The 24,173-nt window shown below is 46.2% G+C and carries 19 protein-coding genes; 14 read left to right on the forward strand and 5 right to left on the reverse strand.

The window, feature by feature from the left end; genetic code table 11:
- Window positions 1–74 precede the first annotated feature (74 nt).
- The 4 genes from U2P89_RS06390 (at window position 75) to U2P89_RS06405 (ending at window position 5,095) form a co-directional block, all read left to right on the forward strand.
- Entirely contained in the window at window positions 75–2,798 is a 2,724-nt protein-coding gene (locus U2P89_RS06390; RefSeq protein ID WP_322190966.1) for an alpha-L-rhamnosidase, read from the forward strand.
- Window positions 2,799–3,116: 318 nt separating this feature from the next.
- Window positions 3,117–4,394: a fimbrillin family protein gene (locus U2P89_RS06395; RefSeq protein ID WP_322190967.1), complete on the forward strand. Its 1,278-nt coding sequence runs from the start codon at window positions 3,117–3,119 to the stop codon at window positions 4,392–4,394.
- A 174-nt stretch (window positions 4,395–4,568) separates the two neighbouring features.
- A complete protein-coding gene (locus U2P89_RS06400) occupies window positions 4,569–4,793 on the forward strand; it encodes a hypothetical protein (protein WP_322190968.1) in 225 nt (74 codons plus the stop codon).
- A complete protein-coding gene (locus U2P89_RS06405; protein WP_322190969.1) occupies window positions 4,790–5,095 on the forward strand; it encodes a type II toxin-antitoxin system RelE/ParE family toxin in 306 nt (101 codons plus the stop codon). The genes U2P89_RS06400 and U2P89_RS06405 overlap by 4 nt, the downstream gene beginning before the upstream one ends.
- 5 nt (window positions 5,096–5,100) lie before the next feature.
- Here the strand turns inward: U2P89_RS06405 and U2P89_RS06410 are convergent, their stop codons facing one another.
- Complete coding sequence (locus U2P89_RS06410; protein WP_076930935.1) at window positions 5,101–5,796, reverse strand: SGNH/GDSL hydrolase family protein; 696 nt, start codon at window positions 5,794–5,796, stop codon at window positions 5,101–5,103.
- Between the two features lie 264 nt (window positions 5,797–6,060).
- Between U2P89_RS06410 and U2P89_RS06415 the strand changes: the two genes are divergently transcribed.
- The 3 genes from U2P89_RS06415 (at window position 6,061) to U2P89_RS06425 (ending at window position 11,739) form a co-directional block, all read left to right on the forward strand.
- Window positions 6,061–7,164, forward strand: coding sequence for an efflux RND transporter periplasmic adaptor subunit (locus tag U2P89_RS06415; protein ID WP_092026161.1), 1,104 nt, complete (start codon window positions 6,061–6,063; stop codon window positions 7,162–7,164).
- A 6-nt stretch (window positions 7,165–7,170) separates the two neighbouring features.
- Window positions 7,171–10,239, forward strand: a complete 3,069-nt coding sequence (locus tag U2P89_RS06420) for an efflux RND transporter permease subunit (protein ID WP_322190970.1) — start codon at window positions 7,171–7,173, stop codon at window positions 10,237–10,239.
- Between the two features lie 183 nt (window positions 10,240–10,422).
- Window positions 10,423–11,739 carry a TolC family protein gene (locus U2P89_RS06425; RefSeq protein ID WP_416188622.1) on the forward strand — a complete coding sequence of 439 codons (1,317 nt, stop codon included), beginning with the start codon at window positions 10,423–10,425 and terminating at the stop codon, window positions 11,737–11,739.
- Between the two features lie 122 nt (window positions 11,740–11,861).
- Here the strand turns inward: U2P89_RS06425 and U2P89_RS06430 are convergent, their stop codons facing one another.
- From U2P89_RS06430 to U2P89_RS06440, 3 genes are all read right to left on the reverse strand, one after another.
- Window positions 11,862–12,926, reverse strand: coding sequence for a DUF3810 domain-containing protein (locus U2P89_RS06430; RefSeq protein ID WP_322190972.1), 1,065 nt, complete (start codon window positions 12,924–12,926; stop codon window positions 11,862–11,864).
- A 1-nt stretch (window position 12,927) separates the two neighbouring features.
- Window positions 12,928–13,476 carry a DUF3267 domain-containing protein gene (locus U2P89_RS06435; RefSeq protein ID WP_322190973.1) on the reverse strand — a complete coding sequence of 183 codons (549 nt, stop codon included), beginning with the start codon at window positions 13,474–13,476 and terminating at the stop codon, window positions 12,928–12,930.
- 109 nt (window positions 13,477–13,585) lie between these two features.
- Window positions 13,586–14,878, reverse strand: a complete 1,293-nt coding sequence (locus U2P89_RS06440) for an MATE family efflux transporter (protein WP_322190974.1) — start codon at window positions 14,876–14,878, stop codon at window positions 13,586–13,588.
- A 391-nt stretch (window positions 14,879–15,269) separates the two neighbouring features.
- On the opposite strand from U2P89_RS06440, the gene U2P89_RS06445 reads away from it, so the two are divergent.
- The 7 genes from U2P89_RS06445 to U2P89_RS06475 all read left to right on the forward strand — a co-directional run bounded on the left by U2P89_RS06445 (window position 15,270) and on the right by U2P89_RS06475 (window position 22,940).
- Window positions 15,270–15,857, forward strand: a complete 588-nt coding sequence (locus U2P89_RS06445) for a hypothetical protein (RefSeq protein ID WP_313381565.1) — start codon at window positions 15,270–15,272, stop codon at window positions 15,855–15,857.
- 46 nt (window positions 15,858–15,903) lie between these two features.
- Window positions 15,904–16,755, forward strand: a complete 852-nt coding sequence (locus tag U2P89_RS06450) for a DUF2764 family protein (RefSeq protein WP_313381566.1) — start codon at window positions 15,904–15,906, stop codon at window positions 16,753–16,755.
- A gap of 26 nt (window positions 16,756–16,781) precedes the next feature.
- Entirely contained in the window at window positions 16,782–18,542 is a 1,761-nt protein-coding gene (locus U2P89_RS06455; protein WP_322190975.1) for a V-type ATP synthase subunit A, read from the forward strand.
- A gap of 84 nt (window positions 18,543–18,626) precedes the next feature.
- Complete coding sequence (locus tag U2P89_RS06460) at window positions 18,627–19,943, forward strand: V-type ATP synthase subunit B (protein WP_322190976.1); 1,317 nt, start codon at window positions 18,627–18,629, stop codon at window positions 19,941–19,943.
- Window positions 19,943–20,557, forward strand: coding sequence for a V-type ATP synthase subunit D (locus U2P89_RS06465; protein ID WP_322190977.1), 615 nt, complete (start codon window positions 19,943–19,945; stop codon window positions 20,555–20,557). Before U2P89_RS06460 ends, U2P89_RS06465 begins: the two co-directional genes overlap by 1 nt.
- The gene (locus tag U2P89_RS06470; RefSeq protein WP_322190978.1) at window positions 20,551–22,368 is read left to right on the forward strand and encodes a V-type ATP synthase subunit I; all 1,818 of its coding nucleotides are present in this window, start codon (window positions 20,551–20,553) and stop codon (window positions 22,366–22,368) included. Before U2P89_RS06465 ends, U2P89_RS06470 begins: the two co-directional genes overlap by 7 nt.
- Window positions 22,369–22,478: 110 nt before the next feature.
- Entirely contained in the window at window positions 22,479–22,940 is a 462-nt protein-coding gene (locus U2P89_RS06475) for a V-type ATP synthase subunit K (protein WP_322190979.1), read from the forward strand.
- A 102-nt stretch (window positions 22,941–23,042) separates the two neighbouring features.
- Here U2P89_RS06475 and U2P89_RS06480 read toward each other — a convergent pair whose 3' ends face one another.
- On the reverse strand, window positions 23,043–23,966 hold the full coding sequence (locus U2P89_RS06480) for a cation diffusion facilitator family transporter (protein WP_322190980.1): 924 nt from the start codon (window positions 23,964–23,966) through the stop codon (window positions 23,043–23,045).
- Between the last annotated feature and the right edge of the window lie 207 nt (window positions 23,967–24,173).

The raw sequence follows: 24,173 nt of genomic DNA on the forward strand, positions 1-24,173 counted from the left end.
TAGTAATTCTACTTCTCCACTTCTAACTTCTTATTTCTGAGTTCTGAGTTCTAATTTCTAACTTCTTAATCAATATGAAACACATTCATTTTTTAATTGGACTTATCCTGGCCATATTCATGGCCGGATGTCAGGGAACAGCGGTCAGAGTGGATTCCCTGAAGGTAGAAATGCAGGAGAATCCCCAGGGAGTGAGCACATCGACACCCCGATTCTCATGGCAGATCACCTCTAACCAACCTGATTTGCAGCAGGAAAGCTACCAGATTCAGGTAGCAGGATCGGAGCAGGATCTGGAAAAAGGAAACAACTTGTTATGGGATTCGGGAATTGTTGCTGATGATGAATCCATACTTATCCCATATACGGGAGAAACACTTTCTCCGAGAGAAGTATATTACTGGCGGGTAAAAGTAACGACCAATCAGGGAGAAACAGCCTGGAGTAAGATCAACCACTGGTCTATGGCCCTACCGGACATTGCCGGCTGGCAGGCCAAATGGATTGGCGAAAATGCACTTTCAAATCCGGGTGAAACAGATAAGGGAAATACCCGTCTGGCTGCCCGTTATCTGCGAAAACCTTTCGATAGTAAACAGAAGGTAAAACGTGCAGTGCTTTATATCTCCGGGCAAGGCGCCTATGAGGCTTATATAAACGGAAAGCGAGTATCGGATGACGTTCTTGCCCCCACGGTTTCATGGTATCCTGAAAAAGTATATTACAACGTATATGATGTTACCTCCCTGATTCAAAGAGATAGTAATCTATTGGGGGTAAAATTAGGTAACTGTCGCTATTTCGGTATGCGCGAATCCCCAACCCAGGTGTTCGGTTTTCCCCGACTACTGGCACAACTGGAAATTGAGTACAACGACGGTTCAACAGATGTTATTGTCAGCGATGAATCCTGGAAAGTCACCTCCAGAGGCCCCATCATTGCCAATAACGAATTCGACGGAGAAGAATATGATGCCCGGATGGAGCTTCCCGGATGGGATAAGATCAATTACGACGATACTACCTGGAAACAGGTCGATATAATGTCTGCACCCGGAGGGACACTTACCGCACAACCCAATCCGAATATCCGCGTACAGGAAGAACTGACACCGGTAGCTATCACAAAACTGACCGACGGAAAATTTATCCTGGATATGGGACAGAATATGGTAGGCTGGATAAAGATCAACCGGCTGAAAGGTGAAAAAGATCAGCCTGTCACAATGCGGTTCGCGGAAATACTCAATCCCGACGGAACACTCTATATGGCAAATCTGCGGAGTGCAAAGGTTACCGACATCTATACGCCTTCGAAAGACGGGGATTTCAGTTGGGAACCCTCTTTCGTCTTTCACGGATTCCGCTTCGTAGAAATATCGGGCCTCGATTACCAACCGGAATTGTCGGATTTCACCGGCAGGGTTATCTATGACCAAATGGAAACGACCGGACAATTCGAGACATCCGACGAAACCATCAATCAAATATTCAAAAACGCTTATTGGGGAATCCGCGGGAACTACAGGGGTATGCCCACCGACTGTCCGCAACGCGATGAGCGTCAGGGTTGGCTGGGTGACCGTGCGACCGGATGCTTCGGAGAAGCCTTCGTGTTCAACAATGCACTACTTTATAGTAAATGGCTGCAGGATATCGAAGATTCGCAAAGCCCCGAAGGCAGCATTTCGGTGGTCTCTCCACGGTACTGGACTATCTTTAATGACGATGTAACCTGGCCGGCCGCCTATTTCTACGGGGCAAAGATGTTGTGGCTGCAGTTTGGCGATACCGAACCGGTAAAAAGGCACTACCCATCCATGAAACGCTATCTGGAACGTATCCAACAGGTATCGATGCAGGATTATATCCTCACCAAAGATACATACGGCGACTGGTGCATGCCGCCCGAATCACAGGAACTCATCCATTCGAAGGATCCTTCCCGGAAAACAGCCGGAGCCGTTTTAAGCACCACCGTATACTACAGCCTGCTGAACCTGATGACCGAATTTGCCAAGCTCACTGGCAACACGAAAGATATAGCAGGGTATCAAGAGCTGGCATCGAAGATCAAAGAGGCGTATAATGCCCGTTTTTTCAATACTGATTCAGCTTTGTATGATAATAATACTGTCACGGCCAATATTCTTTCGCTTCGCCTGGGGCTGGTACCGGAAGGATATGAACAAAAAGTGTTCGACAATATCGTACGCAAGACAGAGGTGGATTTCAACGGTCATGTTAGCACAGGAGTATTGGGAATCCAGCACCTGATGCGCGGTCTGACGGAACAGGGAAATGTAGATCTGGCCTACAGGATCGCCACCAACCGTACCTATCCCAGTTGGGGATATATGATCGAAAAAGGGGCGACCACCATCTGGGAACTGTGGAACGGAGATACGGCCGATCCGGCAATGAATTCCGCGAATCATGTGATGTTACTGGGCGATCTGCTTATCTGGTTTTATGAGGATCTGGCAGGGATCAAAAACCATCCGGAAAGTACGGCTTATAAAAAACTGCTGATGGAGCCGAAATTCCCCGAAGGATTATCGCATGTAAAAGCCTCCTATAAATCGGTTTACGGAGAAATTAAAAGCGAATGGAAAAAAGAAAACGGAACATTCCATTGGGATATTACCATTCCCGGAAACAGTTCAGCCATCATCAGGTTGCCAAAGGAACTGAACGTGTCGACACCAACAGGGAAGGGCATAAGGAATGTTACGGAAACGGAAAATAGTATCGAAATCGAATTAGGATCGGGAAATTACCATCTTACTGGAATATAAATCATTATTTGATTTTACGTGTCTCATTGAGAGACACTTGTCAACCCAGTAACAGCGACCAAGACCTTAACTGTTTTTAAATATTATTTCGTTAATACATTTGGATTTCACATGTATTATTTTGTAATTGCATTCCGTTTCATTTTAGAAATGGGATAATATATCTTGTGTGTCCTTTCCGCCGTACAATAATCTTTGTGGTACGGTGCTGAGATTAGTTTACGTTATCTATACCGCGTACTTTGACCTTGTACTATTCACTACTCATTTTTTTCAGAACATCACCTTGACAAGGTGAAAATCAAAAAAAATCACATCATGAAAGCAAAAAAATTAGTGTTCTTTTGTTCTCTCATCTGTTTTGTCATCGCTTCGTGCGAAGGGGATACGCCAATCCCTCCAGGCGCAGGCGAGAAAGTTCAATTAAGTGCCGCGATCGAGGGGCTGCAGACCCGCGCCTCCGGTTCCACGTGGGATAAAGGAGATGCCATAGGCGTGTATATGAAGAAATCGGGCGAAGCACTCGGACCTTCGGCCATCGTGCAGAATACAAAGTATGAAACTACAGGCACATCAACGTTTTTACCGGCAAAAGGGGCAACCACCATTACCTTCCCGCTCGATGGATCGAATGTGGATTTCATCGGATATTATCCTTATAAAGAGATGATTGCCAACTTGACATATCCTATCGACCTGTCCAATCAGTCGGTACAGTCCGATATAGACCTCCTCTATTCCGATAATGCAAAAGCATTCAACTCGGGTAAACCCAATGTCAATATGTTGTTCTCCCACCAACTGGCGAAAATCACGCTCACGATAGAGCACAAATTTATACCTAACCTGAACGGCATAGAAGTAATTATCACCAACGCAGGGATAAATGCCAATTTCAACCTTACGGACGGGACATTGTCGGCGCCTTCCGCAACCGGCAATATTGCCTGTATGGTGGCATCCGACGGAGCGACCGCCGAGGCGATCCTTTTGCCCACATCCAGCCTCAACGGGATGGAATTGTGGTTCCTATTGGATGATGAAACGTTCAAATACCCCCTGAGTAGTGTACCGGAGATCCAATCTTTCGATAAATCGACCCGGTACATTTATAATGTTTTTTTAGATTCGGATCGGACACCCGCCGTTACCGTAGGAACAATATCCAATTGGATTGAGGGACCTTCCACCAATGCGACCGTATCTACCACGAACGAAAATCCTCCGATAATACCCGGGTCAAAGAGATCTCCCTACACGGTAATCCAAGCGCAAGAATACCAAGGTAAAGCCGGTGTATGGGTGGAAGGGTATATTGTGGGATATTTTTCGTCTTCCTCCATGAACAGTTTTTCGACCAATTTATCCGGTGATGTCTCTCAAAGCAATCTCGCACTGGCGGACAATCAAGGAGAGACTGACTTGGCTCGGATTATACCGGTGATGCTGGGCACCGGAAGTGCCAGAAATGCACTGAATCTACGAGGTAACCCAGACAATTTCGATAAAAAAGTAAAGATCAGGGGAGATTTGGGAACATACTTCAGCGCACCCGGGTTAAGAGATATCAATGCATACGAATTCATAGAACCGTAATAGTAAACGGAGTCAGGGAGTAGTTGTAATTATATTTACCATATACAGCCAAAGGAGCAGGAACTAGGAATGATTATAAAGCAAAATAAGAAAAAATGCTAAATTGTCACAGATCTCCACAATCTGAGAAAAGAATATTATCTTTATTTGTATCAAAAAAGAAAGGAGTTGTACATGGCAACATTAGAATTGAAAGCCCAATTTCAAAAAGAAATAGAAAACGAGCAAGATAGCTCTGTAATCGAACGGGTACAAGCCTACTATCGTAGAATAAAAACTACTCCCTGTCAATTTTCATCAGAAGAGTTAATAGAGGAAGTAAGACGTTCTGTTGAAGATGAACAAAACGGAGGAGGCAAATCTATGGAAGAAATGAGAAGAAAACATCCCCGTAAATGAAAATAAAATTCTTAATCGCAGCAGAAGAGCATTTAGAAGACATCTATAATTCAATTGCCGGAACGAATGAACATGCGGCGATTAGATTATACAATGATTTTCTGGATGAAATAGACCGACTTCGTGATTTTCCTCTAATGGCTGCGGTTGAACCAGTATTAATCAATGAACCTCAAATATTTCAGGGATTAATAGTAAATAATTACAAAGTTATTTACTATATAAAAGGGGATACAGTATATATAGCGGCAATTTGGGATTGCCGCCAAGATCCAAAAACCAATAGGAAAAAGATCAAATAAAAATATTATTTAAACTCCTTCCACATAAGAAGTGCCCGGGCAATGGCATTCTCCACCAAAGGCCCCATAATGGCATATCCCTCCTTGTTTGGATGCACGCCGTCTTCCGACAGTTCTTCCGGCAGGCCGTCACGCTCATCAGCCATGGCAGAGAAAAAATCGCAATAGACAGCCCCGCGTGTGCCGGCATACTGCTTAATACGTTTGTTCAATTCCACAATTTTAGGAGCCGGCTCCAAACCGGGGCGCCAAGGATAGTCGTATGCAGGGAGAACCGAACACAATACTACCTGTATGCCATGCGCCTGTGCCAATTCCGTCATGGAATGGATATTGTCTTCGATCATTTCCAGTGTCGACGGGCCAGTATTACCGGCAATATCATTCGTTCCGGCCAGGATCACCACCACTTTAGGCCATAACTTAAGTACATCCTGACGGAAACGGAGTAACATCTGCGGTGTAGTCTGCCCGCTAATCCCCCGGTTGATATAGGGACGACCCTCAAAAAATTCAGGTACCTTTTCTTTCCAACCCTGTGTAATGGAATTACCCATAAAGACCACCCGGTCGTCACACGTTTTTGCCGATCCCAATTTCGCGTTATCCTCCCTGAACCGCTCCAGGTTCGCCCAATCCTGGGCTTCAGCCAGAAGTATACCACTCATAATAAACACCAATGCTAGAAACAATTTTCTCATACACCTACTTATTCTTATTTTTATTTGTATTGATCTCTGTTTTTGAATGTCAAAAATAGTTATTTAATTGCTGATCCGTATAGGATTCATCGACTTATTTGGATGATATATCGATTTTAAGGCCTAAAAAAAACTAAAAACCGTTTCTATGTTACGTTTTCTCTCGTTTAATGGGTATTTTTGAAAGATTTTTTGCGAATAAGAAATATAGCGATAAAATAATACATACTACGCATATTAGCCGACAGGAAATTACACAATTGTATGAATAGGAAAACAAAAATAATTGTATTTGCCTCCATCGCAGTTTTAATTCTGGGGATGGCATTCTTCCCAAGGATCAAACAACTACTTACTCCCGGGGAGCAGGATAATGCTCCCGTTCGGATGAATACAGGCGGAGGTGGTAGCAGGGCGCTGATGGTAAACGCGACCGTACTGAAGCCCCAAACGTTGAACAATATGTTCCGGATCACAGGGGTTCTGCTGCCTGACGAGGAGGTAGATCTCACTTTCGAGTCGGCAGGAAAGATCACCGATATCTATTTCGAGGAGGGTTCCTATGTACAAAAAGGGGCATTACTGGCAAAGGTAAACGATGCTCCGTTACAGGCAGAGCTCAAAAAACTGGAAGCCCAATTGCCGCTGGCAGAAGACAGGCTGTATCGTCAACAGACACTCCTTGAGAAAGATGCCATCAGCCAGGAAACGTACCAATCGGTTGCCACGCAGCTAGAAACACTGAAAGCCGATATAGATCTGGTGAAAGCACGTATCCGGCAGACTGAGCTGAGAGCCCCTTTCGACGGTATGATCGGGTTGAGGCAGGTGAGTGAAGGGGCATACGCATCGCCTTCGGTAGTGGTAGCCAATCTCACCAAGATCTCACCCCTGAAAATCGAATTCTCCCTTACCCAGAATTTCGTGAATATGATCCAACCGGGAACCGAAATTTTTTTCACGGTGGAAAATGACCTGACAGTATATAATGCTACGGTTTATGCCGTGGAATCACGGTTAGACGTACAAACCCTCAATCTCTTTGCACGAGCCCGCTATCCCAATACCGACAGGAGGATGAAACCGGGTCAGTCCGCCAGTGTCCGGATCAACCTGGATCAGATCGACAATGCCGTCGTCATACCAAGTATCTCCAGTATCAAGGAGATGGGGCGCGATATTGCCTATCTGTACGACAACGGCAACGCAAGGGAAGTGGAGATTATTACAGGCATGCGTACATCCTCGTCAGTAGAAGTGATCAGCGGCCTGAATATCGGCGACACTCTTCTGACCACCGGTGTAATGCAGTTACGGAACGGGATGCCGGTGCAAATCGGCCAGATGGTTGAAAACAGAGCAGATTAATACAAGATGAATTTATCGGAATTAAGTATAAAGCGACCGGTACTGGCCACGGTAATGGTGCTGATCATCATTATCTTCGGTCTGATCGGCTATACCAGCCTTCCCGTCCGCGAATATCCCAACGTGGATAACCCCATCATTACCGTACACGTATCCTATCCCGGTGCCAATGCGGAAGTAATTGAGAACCAGATTACGGAACCGCTGGAACAGAATATCAACGGTATTCCGGGTATCCGGTCGCTCATCAGCCAAAGTAGCCAAGGCAGTTCACGGATCACCGTGGAATTTGAGTTGAGCGTGGATATGGAGACCGCCGCAAACGACGTAAGAGACAAAGTCTCCATCGCGCAAAGATACCTGCCCCGCGATGTAGATCCTCCCACGGTATCAAAAGCCGATGCCGACTCCGATCCCATCATGCAGATCACCATACAGAGTCCCGTCCGTTCGATGCTGGAACTCTCCGAGATCGCCGACCTTACTGTGAAAGAGCGGCTACAGACCATCTCTAACGTAAGTGCTGTGGAGATATGGGGTGAATACCGCTACGCTATGCGTCTGTGGCTTGATCCTCTCAGGATGGCGGCATATAATATCACCCCGATAGATATTAAAAACGCACTGGACAGGGAAAACATCGAACTTCCTGCCGGAAGTATAGAGGGCGACCATATAGCACAATCCATACGTACCATGGGATTGATGCAAACCCCGGAAGATTTCAACAATCTGATCTTAGTAGAGAATGACTTCCGTATTGTACGTTTCCGCGATGTGGGATACGCCGAATTGGATGCGGCTAACCGCCAGAATATCCTCAAGAGGAACGGTGTGCCTATGGTGAGTTGTGTGATCATTCCACAACCGGGTGCCAACCATATCAATATTGCCGACGAGGTAAGGGTACGCATGGAGCAAATGCGCAAAGACCTTCCCGAAGATGTGGCCATCGACGTGGCATTCGACAATACCAGGTTTATCAGGGCCTCCATCCATGAGGTGGAAACCACGGTAGTCATCGCTTTCATCCTGGTCGTAGCTATCATCTTTATTTTTTTAAGGAACTGGCGCGTGACATTGATCCCCGCATTGGTGATCCCTATCTCGCTCATCGGGATCTTTTTCGTGATGTATCTGGCCGGATTTTCCATCAATGTGTTGTCGATGCTGGCAGTCGTACTGGCAGTAGGACTTGTAGTGGACGATGCCATCGTGGTGACTGAGAACATCTATCAGAAAGTAGAGAGCGGAATGGATCCCGAGGAAGCATCTATTATGGGATCCAAAGAGATATTCTTTGCCGTAATCTCCACTACCATCACGCTGGTAGCGATATTCTTCCCGATTGTTTTTCTGGAAGGGATGACGGGGCGGCTGTTCCGTGAATTCAGTATTGTAATCTCCGGAGCAGTCATCATCTCCTCTTTTGCCGCCTTATCTTTTGTGCCTATGCTTTCATCCAAAATGCTCGCCAAAAGACGGAAAAAGAATAAACTTTACGAAAAGACCGAAATAATCTTTGATGGGTTGAACCGGTTTTACGACAGATCGCTGCGTTCGTTTCTGCGCCACAAATGGCTCGTCCTGCCCGTCATCATTGTTTCCGGGGTATTTATTATCCTTTTCTGGAACATGATCCCCGCAGAGATGGCCCCTTTAGAAGACCGCTCCGTGGTGATGGTCAGAAGTTCCGCTCCGGAAGGGGCTACCTACGAATTTATCAGGGACTATACCGACCGTATCTCAGAGATCGCCGATTCTGTCGCGCCCGAAAGGGAATCGAACATCACCATGACCCGCGGCGGATTCGGCATGGTGCGCTTAGTTTTGCCCGATATGGATCAACGTGAACGCAGCCAGATGGAAATAGCCGATGCCCTCACCCTTGCCGTAAGGAATGAGACTGCCGCCCGTGCGTTCGTACAGCAACAATCCACCTTCGGCGGCCGCCGTGCCGGCATGCCAATACGGTATGTGTTACAGGCGCCTAATATTGAAAAATTGCAAGAGTTTATTCCCCCTTTTATGGACAGGATGAACGCAAGTCCCTACTTTCAGATGAGTGACGTAGACCTGAAGTTTACCAAACCGGAAACACGGATAATCATCGACCGCGACAAAGCAGCCATGTTAGGGGTAAGTACCCGCGATATCGGCCAAACCCTGCAATATGCGCTCAGCGGCCAGCGGATGGGATATTTCTATATGAACGGTAAACAGTATCAGATCCTGGGTGAGATCAACCGCCAGCAACGCAACACACCGGTCGACCTGAAAACTATTTACATCAAGAATAATGCCGGACAAATGATTCAGATGGACAACCTGGTGAAACTCGAAGAGTCGGTTGCCCCTCCCCAGCTTTACCGGTACAATCGCTTCAATTCAGCCACCATTTCGGCGGGATTGGCACCCGGTTATTCACTGGGTCAAGGGTTGGAAGAAATGGACAGAATTGCCGCCGAGGTGCTGGACGAAACGTTCAGGACTGCCCTCGAAGGCGAATCCAGGAACTTCCGGGAGAGTTCTTCCAGCCTGCTTTTCGCTTTCGCACTGGCCATCGTATTGATCTTCCTTGTGATGGCCGCGCAGTTCGAAAGTTTCAAAGACCCGTTTGTCATCATGTTTACGGTTCCTCTGGCTCTGTTCGGGGCACTACTGTTCATGTGGATATTCGGGATCACGATGAATATTTACAGCCAGATCGGAATTATTATGCTTATCGGATTGGTTACCAAGAATGGTATTCTTATCGTGGAGTTTGCCAACCAGCGCCAGAATGCCGGCATCAATAAACTCAGAGCGATCATTGATGCGTCATTACAGCGGTTACGTCCTATTCTGATGACCAATATTTCTACTGTCCTTGGGTTGCTGCCTCTTATGTTCGCCACCGGTGAAGGAGCCAACGGGCGGATCGCAATGGGTACGGCCGTAGTGGGTGGATTGCTCATCTCTACCTTGCTCACTCTCTTCCTCATTCCGGCCATGTATATCTATCTCTCTACCGACAGGGAAGCAAAAGAGATGAAGAGGTTGAGGAAGAAACAGAGAGATTTGGATCAGGACTAAGGGATTGATGTGATTAATGTGCCAAGAAAATTAATTAATAAAGAAGTCAAGAAGTGGAGGAATATTGAATATTGAATATTGAATTTCTATAGTCTTGGCTCTTGGTTCTCAAATAATTGGTAATTGGTAATTGGTAATTGATAATTGGTAATTGATAATTGGTAATTGAAAACAGACTATATGATGATAAAGAATGTGCCGTTACTGCTCTTTCTCCTGCTTGCTTCCGCTGCATCCGCACAGCCTGTGATGGACTTGCAGGAATGCCTGAGGATTGGGCTGGAGAACAATTATGATCTGCGTATAGTACGCAATGAAGAGTTGATCTCAGACAATAATGTCACATTGGGAAATGCCGGATTCCTGCCGGAAGTCAGTCTTAACTCCGGTTATAATCTGCGCAACAGCAATTCCGATCAGTATCCTGCAGAAGGAGGAGAGGCTATAGAAACTCGTAATTCCAATACACAAACGTTGGATGCCGGACTGAATCTCAATTGGACACTCTTCGAAGGTTTCCGGGTGCAAACCAACTATCAACGACTGAAAGAGTTACAAACTGTGGGGGAATTAAATACCCGGCTGGCTGTGGAGGAATTCATCGCCAACCTCACGGCGGAATATTATAATTATGTGCAACAGCAGATACGGCTGGGAAACCTTCAATATGCGGTATCGCTTTCCAAAGAACGGTTGCGCATTGTGGAAGCACGTTATCAGGTGGGTTCCCTTTCAAGGCTCGACCTGCAACAGGCGAAAGTCGATTTCAATGCAGACAGCTCACTGCTTATACAGCAGTACGAGATTCTCAACAGCTCCCGGATACGATTGAATGAGATGATGGGAGGCGATGTGGAGCAACACTTCCTGGCGAAAGACACTACCATTCTTTTCGATACTGCCCTCTCGAAAGAAGAATTGTTCAACCGGGCCATGCAACACAACACGGTTCTCCTGCTGAGCGGAAAAAACAAAACGCTGAGTGAACTGGATCTTAAAACCCTGAGAAGCCGCAATTATCCCTATCTGCGATTGAACGCAGGTTATGGTTTTACGCACTATAACTATAATACGGGAACATTCGACAGGCAACGGACCTGGGGGCCGAACGTGGGACTTACGCTCGGCTATACCCTCTTCGACGGGTTCAATCGCCGAAGGGAGCAGAAAAATGCCGAGATCACCGTCCAGAACCGGGAGTTACAGGTTGAAAGGAACAAACTGGCACTGGAAAGCGACTTTTCCAATATGTGGATGGCCTATCAGAATAACATGGAACTGACCAATCTGGAAATAGAAAGCCTCGAAAATGCGGAGTTGAACTACGAGATCGCCATGGAACGGTACAAGATCGGAGACCTGTCGGGACTGGAACTGCGGGAAGCGCAAAACAGCCTGCTCGAAGCGGAACAGCGGCTTCTCACCGCACGGTACAATACCAAACTTTACGAAATCTCCTTACTGCAGATCAGCGGTAAAGTCGGGGAATATTTGGAGTAAGACATTAGGATGTGGGATATGGGATGTGGAATGTGGGATGTGGGATGTGGGATGTGGGATGTGGAATGTGGGATGTGGAATGTGGGATGTGGAATGTGGGATGTGGAATTATAGTTGATTGCTTATAATAAAACATCATAACTTGAAACCAATAAGCCGACTACTTCAGAGTAATTAGCCTGCCCTCCACTTACTTTATTTGTCTTCAGATAAGCATCATATACCTTATCCTGCATATCCGACAGGGATTCGTCCCTTGCCGCAAGCCAATGCTCCCGGTTTCGTCGCAGATCTGCAATGATCTCCGGCCGGATGGACAAAACCAGCGATTCATACTCATCCGGGAGGAACCGGCGTATATCGTTCAACACATACCGGAGCGTTGACACATATGCGCTGTACCGTATCTTTTCATCGTCACTGCGGGCACAAACAACAAAAGCATACAGGTTTGCTTCCGATTCGGCAGCGATGCCGAACTGATGGGCCATCTCATGCGCTAAAGTAAACGGGCAGGTGAAATTCAGACTATAGTTATTCACATGGATTTCATTGAAGAATGGGCCGAAATAGCCGGAAACACCCATTTTCGAATAGACCGATTCGAACATCATCGGCTTTGGCTTCCTTTTCCCGTTGGGATAAGATATTCTTAACGTCTCATACATTATACGGTACGATAACTCAATATCTCGCCGTACTTCGTGCCTGTCCATATCTGTACAATCGGCATAGTAAAGGTTCGCCCGGTCAATAAACCGGACGGCAAAATCTCTGAAAATTTCCGGATCAAATGCCATTTCCTTCACATCGCTCCGACCATAGAAGTCTTCCCGGAAATAAGCAATCCCCCAACTAAAATAGAACCAGAAAACGATAACCATCATAAACCGGATCAGCGAAAAAAGAAACTCCGAAAAGGAGATCTTTCGTATGATGACGAACAGGATCAGTTTTATCAACAGCAGCACCGCCACGATCAAAAATATATCGTATAACGAAAAGGAGAAAATATTCGAGATAAAAGAGAGCACTATGGCTACAACGGGATAAATCACACGCATATACCATTCCGAAAGCGTTGTGCTAAGGCTAAACAGAAAGATCATTACAAACAATGCACCAACCCTGATCAATAAAAGCAGAAACTGCCGCTTAGATACTTTATCTCTATGTTTCGATATCATACTAACTCTTCCGGTAAACAAAACACCCCACTTCCGACGAATGATCCTGTACATAAGTTTCAGGATGCTCTTTCCGCAGTATCCATACTATCATAAAATCACCTGCTGCTGCACCGGTATAAATAATTCCAAACAACAGCATCAGTCCACTGCCGTTGAAAAGCGATATAACGGCCGGCACGATTCCCAGTAGTAGCGCCGGCATCAATGCACCCAGGAAATAATGCTTTATCTTTAGCGGCTCCTTGCAATGGCAATAAGGTGTAAGCATCTTCCACATCACTCCAAACCGAATGCTTTTAAACCCCTTCTCAGCAAATAAACCGAAGAAAAAACCGTGGATCAGTTCATGTAGAACAATACCGACTAAGAATAATAATACAAATAACAGACTTTGTTGCAGCGATAATGAGAACTCCGGCCTCCATATAAAATAAAAAGGAATACCGAACAATATTGCCGCGGCAATGGTAATCACCAACGAAATACGACTTGCAGTATGGATGTTGATCGTTTTCAGTTCTTTCTCGTAATCTTCAAAATTTTCCATTATCAAGATGATAAATTTAAACTCTTTACTTTATCATAAGCCTGTTTCTCAATTTCCCGTTGTATATCCGACAATTGTTCTGACCTCATGTAGGTTGTGCCGTTTTCTATCACGGTAATCGTAATGCTTTCTTTGCCCAAAGGGTCTGCGTAGCACCTCGCACAAAAAGGTAGAGGATAAACGCCAGCCAGAGGCCGTTATTTCCCCACAGCGGTGTCATGATAAAATAGCAGGCAAAAAAGACGATGGAGGAAAGTATCATAGCATTCCGCATCTCGGCGGAAGCGGTCGCACCGATAAAGATGCCGTCCCACAAGAAAGCGGCAAAGCCGACAACAGGAATCAGCACCGTCCAGAACATAAAATCTTTGGTATGCTCAATAATAACAAGATCATTGGTCATGATATGCAATATCGGATCGGGAAAGAGCATATAGATCACTACAGCAGCAAGGCTCACTATCAATCCCCAGAAAAAGACCCTGCGGATCATCCATTGCAGGTACTCCTGGTTCTTTGCTCCATAAAACCGTCCGGTCAGCGCTTCACCCGCATAGGCAAAACCATCCATAAAATAGGAGAACAGCATAAAGAACTGCATCAGCAAAGCATTCACGGCCAATATAGTCTCTCCCATTCCTGAGGAGGCAAAGGTGAAAAAGGTAGTCACCAAAGTCAACAAAAAAGTACGGACAAAAATATCACTGTTCACCCTGAAATACTCCCGTATAGCTTGTCTGTCCCAAATAGTTTCCTTACGGATATATTTCCGTAATCGGCGATAGTACTTCCACCAGAACCCGGCTGCCACCATCAGCGAAATAACTTGTGAAAGTGTTGTTCCTAATGCGATCCCTTCAATCTTCATCCCAAAGCCGAACACAAAAAGCAGGCTCAGGACAATATTCAGCAAATTATTCAGTATGGCGACGACCATAGGAATCTTCGCATTCTGCATACCGATAAACCACCCTTTAAAAGCATACATACCCAATACAGCCGGCGCTCCCCATACCACGATACGGAAATAGGTCATCACATGATCCGTGGATTCAGGGCCCGACTGTATCAAACCGGAAGCTAACATCCCTATAGGATATTGCAATAATATGATCAGCATCCCTACTCCCAGACCGATCGCCAGCGAACGGATAAATGCATTCATCACCTCCGGAAAATTCCGGGCTCCCAACGCCTGGGAGGCAAACCCGCTGGAACTCATCCGGAGAAAGCCGAAGTTCCAGTAGATCATATTGAAGATATTGGCACCGAGTGCAATGGCTCCGATATACACAGCCGAGCCGAGTCGGCCGGCAATGGCAATATCGATCATTCCCAGCAAGGGGACGGTGATATTGGTGATGATATTGGGAAGGGCGAGCCTGAAGATTTTTTTGTCCATTGGCGCAAAATTACTTCAAAAAGACGATATACCCCAATTTGACCGGTTATTATCTTTTTGACCGTATATACGACCGGGTAATGGCTTTATGCAGTTCAGTACCCAAATCTTTCGTTTCGGGGAGTTAATGTAACAGGAAACCTCTTCATATCATATCTTTGTCAAAAGATACAAAACAGTAGCTACTGTATCATTTTCATTTCAGAAAACAAAATAAATTCCATTTTTAATAAAAGATTCTATTTTTTTGAAATGATAAAGCAATAATTATACTTTCTTTTTTGTAAATTTGTAAATTCACTTTATATGTTTTCACAACATATTAAAAATCAGCATACTGGGAAGAAAGAGTGTCAGTTTTTCAGAAAAAAAACTCATTACATACTAATATATGGATAAGATTCAGGAACTTACTTCGAAACTTTACACGGAAGGCGTCGAAAAGGGCAAAGAAGAAGCCGGGAGGATTATTGCGGAAGCACGGGCGCAAGAACAACAGATAGTGGATGCGGCTCGCACCAAAGCCAAAGAATTGATTTCTTCTGCGGAAAAGGAAAGCGCAGAACTGAGAAAAAACACAGAGGCAGAGTTGAAACTCTATGCTGCCCAATCTACCGAAGCACTAAAAACGGAAATCATCAATCTGGTGACCGACAAGTTGTCTACCACACAGGTAAAAACGGTTGTGGAAGACAAATTATTTATGCAACAGTTGATCGTGGAACTGGTACAAAACTGGTCGAAGAACGACACATTGACCGTTGGCGTGGAAAATCCGGAAGAACTGAAATCCTATATCGCGTCACATGCGAAAAACCTACTGGAGAAAGGATTAAAGATCGAATCGGTAAACGGCATCAAAACCGGATTCACCCTCGCACCCGAAGATGGTTCCTACAAAGTAAAATTCGGAGAAGAAGAGTTTGTCAACTACTTCAGGGAATTTTTACGGCCCCAGATCCAACAACTTCTTTTTTAGAAACTGAAAATTTTCATCGATCTCTTTCAGGAGGTTGGCTTTGCCTATGATTTTTAAGAATCAATATTACTATTTTATATCCGGATTACCCGATTTTTCTTTCGATAGCATGAAACTACCCTTCTCCGTAGAGGAGTTCAGGGAGATGCTCGACGAAGCCCTTGAACCGGAAGATAAAAAGCTTTTGTACAGTTATTTTCTCTCTTACGACAACGACAATCTTTTTCGGTTGCTGGAAAAGAAGGAGAGTGAATTGGAAAAGCAGGGAATACTCTCACATGCCGAACTGGAAGAGGTGATCCGGCAGGTGAAAGAGGGAGATACCATAGAGAACAAACAGGTACCGCCGTATTTCGAAAAGACCGTCAGGGCATGGCTGGATGAAGAGATACCCGGACACCTGAAAACGCTGGAGGACCTTATCAGTTCTTTATATGCAGACTACGGGATGGAGGTAAAAAATAGTCTGATCTCTGGTTGGTTTGAAATGAATCTCAACATCGGCAATATCCTTGCTGCTATCTTCGCGAGGAAATACGGAATGGATGTCAGTCAAGTGGTTGTCGGAAACAACGAAATTGCCAACCTCATCAGAGAAAATGCCAATGCACGCGATTTCGGTATCAGCCGCGAACTTGATTATTACGATGACATCCTGCGGATAGCGGAAGAACCGGATATTTACGAGCGGGAGCGTAAGATCGATAAATTCCGCTGGGACTGGTTAGAGGGCAACACCCTGTTCGACTATTTCAATATCGAATATATCTTCGCCTATCTCTGTAAACTCAGGATATTGGAGCGGTGGGTAAGCCTCAACGCCGAAGAGGGAGAGCGTGTTTTCCGGGAACTGATCACACAATTAAAGAATGAGATACAAAGACCGGAGGATATATAGAAAGAAAAAAATACAAACAATCATATATGCTAACAAAAGGAACAGTTAAAGGGATTATATCCAATCTCGTTATTGTGGAAGTAGACGGTGCGGTGGCCCAGAATGAGATCGCCTATATCGACCTTGATGGCACCCGTTTAATGTCGGAAGTTATCAAGGTGGTCGGAAACAACGCTTATGTGCAGGTATTTGAAAGTACCCGCGGGCTAACCGTCGGTACGGAGGTGGAGTTCCAGGGTCATATGCTCGAGGTAGTACTGGGACCAGGACTACTGCAACGCAACCTCGACGGACTGGAGAACGATCTCGATAAGATGGAAGGGATTTTCCTGAAACGGGGTGAATACACCTTCCCGCTCGACGAGGAGAAACTATGGCATTTTAAACCGATAGCCCAACCGGGTGACAAAGTGACTGCCGGATCATGGCTGGGAGAAGTGGATGAGAATTTCCAGCCCCACAAGATCATGGTGCCATTCATCATGAAGGGGGAATATACTGTAAAAAGCATTACGGAAGAGGGTGATTACAATATTTACAAAACCATCGCCGTAGTGGAAGACAGTAACGGTCAGGAAACCGAACTAAACATGATCCAGCGTTGGCCGGTAAAAATGCCGCTCACAGCTTATAAAGAAAAACCCCGTCCTTCCAAACTACTGGAAACGGGAGTACGATCCATCGACACCCTGAACCCCATCGTGGAAGGAGGAACAGGATTTATCCCGGGAGCATTCGGTACGGGTAAAACGGTATTACAGCATGCCATCTCCAAGCAGGCGGAAGCAGATATTGTGATTATTGCCGCCTGCGGTGAACGTGCCAACGAAGTTGTGGAAATCTTTACCGAATTTCCGGAACTGATCGACCCCCATACCGGCCGCAAACTGATGGAACGTACCATCATCGTGGCAAATACCTCTAATATGCCGGTAGCTGCCCGTGAAGCATCGGTATATACCGCCATGACCATCGGTGAATATTACCGTTCCATGGGACTGAAAGTGTTGCTGATGGCTGACTCCACCTCACGCTGGGCGCAGGCGCTCCGTGAGATGAGTAACCGCCTGGAAGAGCTTCCCGGTCCCGACGCATTCCCGATGGACCTGTCGGCCATCATTTCCAACTTCTACGGCCGCGCAGGACACGTGATCCTGAACAACGGAAAAGAGGGTTCCATCACCTTTATCGGAACGGTATCACCCGCCGGGGGTAACCTCAAGGAGCCGGTAACCGAAAACACCAAGAAGGTGGCCCGCTGTTTCTACGCACTGGAGCAGGATCGTGCCGACAAGAAACGTTATCCGGCCATCAACCCGATCGACTCTTATTCCAAATATATCGAATATCCCGAGTTTGAAGAGTATATCTCGGAACATATATCGAGTGACTGGACAGAGAAGGTAAACGAAGCCAAGACCCGACTTTTACGTGGAAAAGAAATTGCAGAACAGATCAATATCTTGGGGGACGACGGAGTACCGACAGAATATCACGTTACTTTCTGGAAATCGGAATTGATCGACTTTATCGTCCTTCAGCAGGATGCTTTCGACGATATCGACTCGGTAACTCCCATCGAACGGCAGAAATATATCCTGGATATGGTGACCGATATTTGTCGTACCGATTTCGAGTTCGATAATTTTAACAAGGTTGCCGATTTTTTCAAGGAACTGATCAATATCGGAAGACAGATGAATTACTCGGAGTTCCGGTCGGATAAGTTCAATCAATACAGGAAACAACTGGACGAGTTGATATCCCGAAAAAAAGTATCTGACTAATGTGATGATTCGATAATTTTACAATTTGACTCCGTCTATTTTCAATTCACAATCTTGAATTTTAAATTTTGAATCTTGAATTTTATGGCAAAAGCATTTCAAAAAATATATACAAAAATTACCCAGATCACCAAAGCCACCTGTTCGGTAAAGGCGACCAATGTAGGTTATGATGAATTAGCCACCGTAGAAGGTCGTCTGGCACAGGTAGTAAAAATCATCGGCGATGAGGTAACTCTCCAGATTTTCGAAGGAACTGAGGGTATTCCTACCAATGCCGAAGTGATTTTTATGGGAAAATCTCCTTCATTGAAGGTAAGTGAACAACTGGCAGGCCGCTTTTTCAACGCCTATGGTGATCCGATAGACGGCGGACCTGTACCCGAAGGAGAAGAACGACCAATTGGAGGCCCTTCAGTCAATCCGGTACGCCGCAAGCAACCGTCGGAACTGATTGCCACCGGTATTTCGGGCATTGACCTGAATAATACGCTGGTATCGGGACAAAAGATCCCTTTCTTTGCCGACCCTGACCAGCCGTTCAACCAGGTAATGGCTACTGTGGCACTCCGCGCACAGACCGATAAGATCATCCTGGGCGGTATGGGGATGACCAACGACGACTACCTCTACTTTAAGAATGTATTCAGCAACGCAGGGGCTCTGGACAGGATCATCAGCTTTATGAACACCACTGAAAATCCGGCAGTAGAACGTCTGCTGATACCCGATATGGCACTGACGGCTGCTGAATATTTTGCAGTGGATAAAAACGAAAAGGTGCTGGTACTGCTTACCGATATGACATCTTATGCCGATGCGCTCTCTATCGTATCTAACCGTATGGATCAGATCCCGTCGAAAGATTCGATGCCCGGATCGCTCTATTCCGACCTTGCCAAGATATACGAGAAAGCAGCGCAGTTCCCGGCGGGCGGCTCCATCACCATTGTAGCCGTAACTACCCTCTCCGGGGGCGATATCACCCATGCCGTACCCGACAACACGGGCTATATTACGGAAGGGCAGCTCTTCCTGCGCCGCGACAGTGATGTAGGTAAGGTAGTTGTGGATCCGTTCCGCTCACTTTCCCGCCTGAAACAACTGGTGCAGGGCAAGAAGACCCGCGAAGACCACCCGCAGGTGATGAACGCCGCCGTACGTCTCTATGCCGATGCCGCCAATGCCAAAACGAAAATGGAGAACGGGTTCGACCTGACCGATTACGACACCCGGACTCTCTCGTTTGCCCTGGATTATTCGGAAAAGATACTCGCTATCGATGTGAACCTCGATACCACCGAAATGCTGGACAACACATGGAAGCTGCTGTCAAGGCATTTCAAACCGGCCGAGGTAAATATGAAACAGGAATTGATAGATACCTACTGGCAACAATAATGGCTATTCGATTTCAATATAATAAAACGTCCCGCCAGCAGTTGGAAAAACAACTGGCTGTACGTGAACGGGCGCTTCCCACGCTGCAGAACAAAGAATCGGCGCTGCGGATGGAAGTGAAAAAGACCAAAGCGGAAATAGAAGAGCTCGACAAGGAACTCGAAGCAAAGATCAAATCGTACGATAAGATGGTGAGTATGTGGACGGAGTTCGACCCTACCCTGTTGCGCATAAAAGATGTGCACCTTTCAAAGAGAAAGATTGCGGGAGTACTCCTGCCAATGCTTGATAAGGTAGATTTTGAGATCCGGCCGTTCAGCCTTTTCAACCGCCCCAAATGGTTTCTCGACGGGGTAAAAACCCTCGAAGGACTGGCTGAGATAGGAATCCGCCGCGATTTTCAGGAGATAAGGCTCTCCCGGCTCGAGTATGCAAGGAAAAAAACCACACAGAAGGTCAACCTCTTCGAGAAAGTACAGATACCGGGCTATCAGGAAGCCATTTTGAAGATAAAACGTTATCTGGAAGATGAGGAAAACCTTTCTAAATCGTCGCAGAAGATCATGCGTGCTCATCAGGAACAACGTAGAGAACAGGAGGGAAGCGTATGGTAGCTACAATGAAGAAATTTATTTTTATCTCTTTCCATAAGGACTATGACCGGTTCCTCCATGCCCTGCGTGATTTGGGTATGATACATGTGGCGGAGCAGGATAATATAAAGGTGGATGAAGAGAAATTACAAGACTACCTCTCTGCATCGAAACGGCTGAGTGAATCAATCAAGAAACTCAAGCAGTTGCGTGACAAGAAAGCAGCCGCCCCATTTCATGATGTCGATATAGAACGGGGAATGAATATCCCGGCAGAGATAGAGAGAATCGAAAATAAAAAGTCGGCTCTCCACCAGCAGTTACAGGTCAGCCTTAAAGAGCGTGACACCTTACGCCCTTGGGGAAATTTCGACCCGGAGAATATCCACCGGCTGAAAGAGGCGGGATATGATATCCACTTCTTTATTGTGCCCGACAGGGAGTATGATCCCGAGTGGGAAACGCGCTATAACGCCATTGTCATTCATAAAGAAGCATCCAAAACCTATTTCATCACGGTGACAAAAGGTGTACAGCCGGCTGACGAATTACAGTTGGAGGAGATGAAAGTCCCCGAAGTATCATTAGAGGCGCTCTCCAATCTGATCGACTCGTTACAGGAGAAAATACAAAAAGAGGATGAAGCCTTGAAAGCGCTCACGGCGGAAATCCCGTCGGCAGAAGCTGCCTTGAAAGTGCTGGAATCGGATATCTTTTTCACCAGGGTAGCCCGCAGCGCCACCCCTGCGGCAGAAGATAAACTGATGCTCTTACAGGGCTGGGCGCCGGAGGAGAACGTGCCGGAGATCACGAATTACTTAGAGTCGCAGGATGTCTATTACCAGGTGTCCGACCCCGCCCCTGAAGACGATGTGCCCATCAAATTCAGGAACAACCGGTTCACGCGGCTCTTCGAACCGATCGCAGAGCTCTACATGCTACCCAAGTACAACGAGATCGACCTCACCCCTTTCTTCGCCCCTTTCTATATGATCTTTTTCGGATTGTCGCTGGGAGATATGGGATACGGCACACTGCTGCTGGTAGCGGCCACAATGGCAAAGATATTCGCGAAGGAGAAGATCAAGGGATCGATGCGCGGCATAGTCACGCTCGTACAGATACTGGGTGCCTCCACCATGGTGTGCGGACTGCTCACCGGCGGCTTCTTCGGTTTCAGTATCTACGAGACCAACATACCCTTCTTCGAGAATATGAGGGACCAGGTTTATTTCGATAATGAACAGATGTTTATGCTATCCCTTATATTAGGGGTCATACAGATCATATTCGCCATGTTCCTGAAGATCGTGAACCGCGTCAAGCAGTTTGGATGGGTGCATGCACTCTCCTCCATCGGCTGGTTTGTCCTGCTCTTCAGCGTAGGCGTGGCCTATCTCTTCCCGGCTCTTATGCCGATGGGTGGTACGGTCCACCTCATCGTGATGGGATTATCGGCCGTGCTGATCTTCTTCTTCAACTCACCCGGAAAGAACCCGTTCATGAACGTGGGACTCGGATTGTGGGATACCTACAATATGGCCACCGGCCTGCTGGGTGATGTGTTGTCATACGTGCGCCTCTTCGCCTTAGGTCTCTCCGGAGGTATCCTGGCGAGTGTATTCAACAGCCTGGCACTGGGGTTAAAGCCGGACAACGTGATCGCGGGTTCGCTCGTCTTCCTGCTGATCTTCCTTTTCGGACATGGCATCAACATGTTCATGAACGTGCTCGGCGCTTTTGTACACCCGCTGCGCCTCACCTTTGTGGAGTTCTATAAAAATGCGGAATTCGCCGGGGGAGGAAAAAAATACAATCCTTTCAGGAAATAGTGAAGAATGAAGAGTGAAGAGTGAAGAGTGAAGAATGAAGAATGAAGAGTGAAGAGTAAAGAATAAGAAATAAACGAAAAAATTCAAACAATTACAAATAACAAAACATTATGGACACCAACTTATTAATCGCCTATACAGGCATCGGACTTATGATCGCACTTTCAGGTATCGGCAGCGCCTACGGGGTCACCATTGCCGGGAATGCAGCGATCGGAGCACTGAAGAAAGACAGCAGCAAATTCGGGAATTTCCTCGTGCTGACGGCGCTGCCCGGCACACAAGGGTTATACGGTTTTGCCGGTTACTTCATGTTCCAGAGTATCTTCAATATCCTGACGCCCGACATCACAGCCATCCAGGCCGCTGCTGCTTTCGCGGCAGGGATTGCCATGGGATTGGTGGGGTTGCTCTCCTCCATCCGCCAGGGGCAGGTCTGTGCCAACGGTATCGCCGCCATCGGACAGGGAAATGATGTATTCGGAAACACCCTTATCCTTGCCGTATTCCCGGAGTTGTATGCCATCGTGGCACTGGCCGGTGTGTTCCTTATCGGTTCCGCTGTTGCCTAAAAGCTATCGCAGCCCGATAATAACAATAGAAAAAAACAATGGAAAAGCTGTCGCACTATGCGGCAGCTTTTTTCTTTCGGATGAAGGCTACTCTTAATGAGGTTACAGATGATCATCGATCTCTTGTCGGTCAATACCGATATCTTTCATCGATGCGGGATCTTCCACCGGTTCCAGATGAGTATGCACCGTCACCGGTTCATCGAACATATTCACAATGGTCTCTTCAATCTCGTCTGCATAGTCATGTGCCTCTTTCACTGTCCACTTACCCGGAACCAGTATATGCATGGCGATAAATTTACGGCGTCCGGCCACACGGGTCAACAGCGAATGATATTCAATCTTTTGGTCATTCAGTGAATCAAGATAGTTAGTAATCTTCTCCAAATCTTCGCCGGGAATGGAAGCATCCATCAAACCGCTGGCAGAACGGCTGATCAGTCTGTATCCCGTATAGATAATATGGAGTGCCACTAAGATGGCAATGATAGGGTCGACGATTAACCAACCGGTGAACTTCACGATCACGATTGCCACAATCACACCTGCCGAAGTCCACACATCCGCCATCAGATGCTTTCCGTCTGCCTCCAGCAGGAGAGATCTCCTTTTTTTCCCGTTGCGGACCAACGTCATACCCACAGCCAGATTAACAAGCGACGCCAGCAACGAAAAGAGCAGACCTGTGTTGATATTTTCAATGGGGCGGGGATCGATAAGCCGCGGAACAGCTGACCAGATAATGGTGAATGCTGCTATCAGGATAAGGGCACCCTCCGCCGCACTGGAAAAATACTCCGCTTTACTATGTCCGAACTCATGTTCCTTATCAGCCGGCTTCTGTGAAATGTTGAGCATCACCAACGCAAAGATCGCCGCAAACAGATTTACGAACGACTCTAACGCATCCGACAGGAAACCCATGGAACCTGTTACAGAATAAGCATAAAATTTCAGTAATATGGTTACTATTGCAGCGGCAATAGAGAGAGATATGAATCTACGGAGTGGACTTTTTTTCATCGCGCCATGCTTAAGAGACAACAAAAATAGTCATTTTTTCAATATTCCTTTTATATACATTAATTCCATAAAGTCATATTCATAGATTATCATGATGTAAACCATGTCACAGAAAAAACACAACATGATAAATATTGGAAAGAAATCATATTATATAGTACTAAATATGATTTCTTATATCTTTACAATCGGAAATACCAATCAAGG

Source organism: Proteiniphilum sp. (assembly GCF_034331125.1).
Lineage (GTDB): Bacteria > Bacteroidota > Bacteroidia > Bacteroidales > Dysgonomonadaceae > Proteiniphilum > Proteiniphilum saccharofermentans.

Excerpts from the sequence above, each read along its gene's own strand:
- U2P89_RS06390 (WP_322190966.1), top strand. The coding sequence starts at position 75 with ATGAAACACATTCATTTTTTAATTGGACTTATCCTGGCCATATTCATG.
- U2P89_RS06395 (WP_322190967.1), top strand. The coding sequence starts at position 3,117 with ATGAAAGCAAAAAAATTAGTGTTCTTTTGTTCTCTCATCTGTTTTGTC.
- U2P89_RS06400 (WP_322190968.1), top strand. The coding sequence starts at position 4,569 with ATGGCAACATTAGAATTGAAAGCCCAATTTCAAAAAGAAATAGAAAAC.
- U2P89_RS06405 (WP_322190969.1), top strand. The coding sequence starts at position 4,790 with ATGAAAATAAAATTCTTAATCGCAGCAGAAGAGCATTTAGAAGACATC.
- U2P89_RS06410 (WP_076930935.1), bottom strand. The coding sequence starts at position 5,796 with ATGAGAAAATTGTTTCTAGCATTGGTGTTTATTATGAGTGGTATACTT.
- U2P89_RS06415 (WP_092026161.1), top strand. The coding sequence starts at position 6,061 with ATGAATAGGAAAACAAAAATAATTGTATTTGCCTCCATCGCAGTTTTA.
- U2P89_RS06420 (WP_322190970.1), top strand. The coding sequence starts at position 7,171 with ATGAATTTATCGGAATTAAGTATAAAGCGACCGGTACTGGCCACGGTA.
- U2P89_RS06425 (WP_416188622.1), top strand. The coding sequence starts at position 10,423 with ATGATAAAGAATGTGCCGTTACTGCTCTTTCTCCTGCTTGCTTCCGCT.
- U2P89_RS06430 (WP_322190972.1), bottom strand. The coding sequence starts at position 12,926 with ATGATATCGAAACATAGAGATAAAGTATCTAAGCGGCAGTTTCTGCTT.
- U2P89_RS06435 (WP_322190973.1), bottom strand. The coding sequence starts at position 13,476 with ATGGAAAATTTTGAAGATTACGAGAAAGAACTGAAAACGATCAACATC.
- U2P89_RS06440 (WP_322190974.1), bottom strand. The coding sequence starts at position 14,878 with ATGGACAAAAAAATCTTCAGGCTCGCCCTTCCCAATATCATCACCAAT.
- U2P89_RS06445 (WP_313381565.1), top strand. The coding sequence starts at position 15,270 with ATGGATAAGATTCAGGAACTTACTTCGAAACTTTACACGGAAGGCGTC.
- U2P89_RS06450 (WP_313381566.1), top strand. The coding sequence starts at position 15,904 with ATGATTTTTAAGAATCAATATTACTATTTTATATCCGGATTACCCGAT.
- U2P89_RS06455 (WP_322190975.1), top strand. The coding sequence starts at position 16,782 with ATGCTAACAAAAGGAACAGTTAAAGGGATTATATCCAATCTCGTTATT.
- U2P89_RS06460 (WP_322190976.1), top strand. The coding sequence starts at position 18,627 with ATGGCAAAAGCATTTCAAAAAATATATACAAAAATTACCCAGATCACC.
- U2P89_RS06465 (WP_322190977.1), top strand. The coding sequence starts at position 19,943 with ATGGCTATTCGATTTCAATATAATAAAACGTCCCGCCAGCAGTTGGAA.
- U2P89_RS06470 (WP_322190978.1), top strand. The coding sequence starts at position 20,551 with ATGGTAGCTACAATGAAGAAATTTATTTTTATCTCTTTCCATAAGGAC.
- U2P89_RS06475 (WP_322190979.1), top strand. The coding sequence starts at position 22,479 with ATGGACACCAACTTATTAATCGCCTATACAGGCATCGGACTTATGATC.
- U2P89_RS06480 (WP_322190980.1), bottom strand. The coding sequence starts at position 23,966 with ATGAAAAAAAGTCCACTCCGTAGATTCATATCTCTCTCTATTGCCGCT.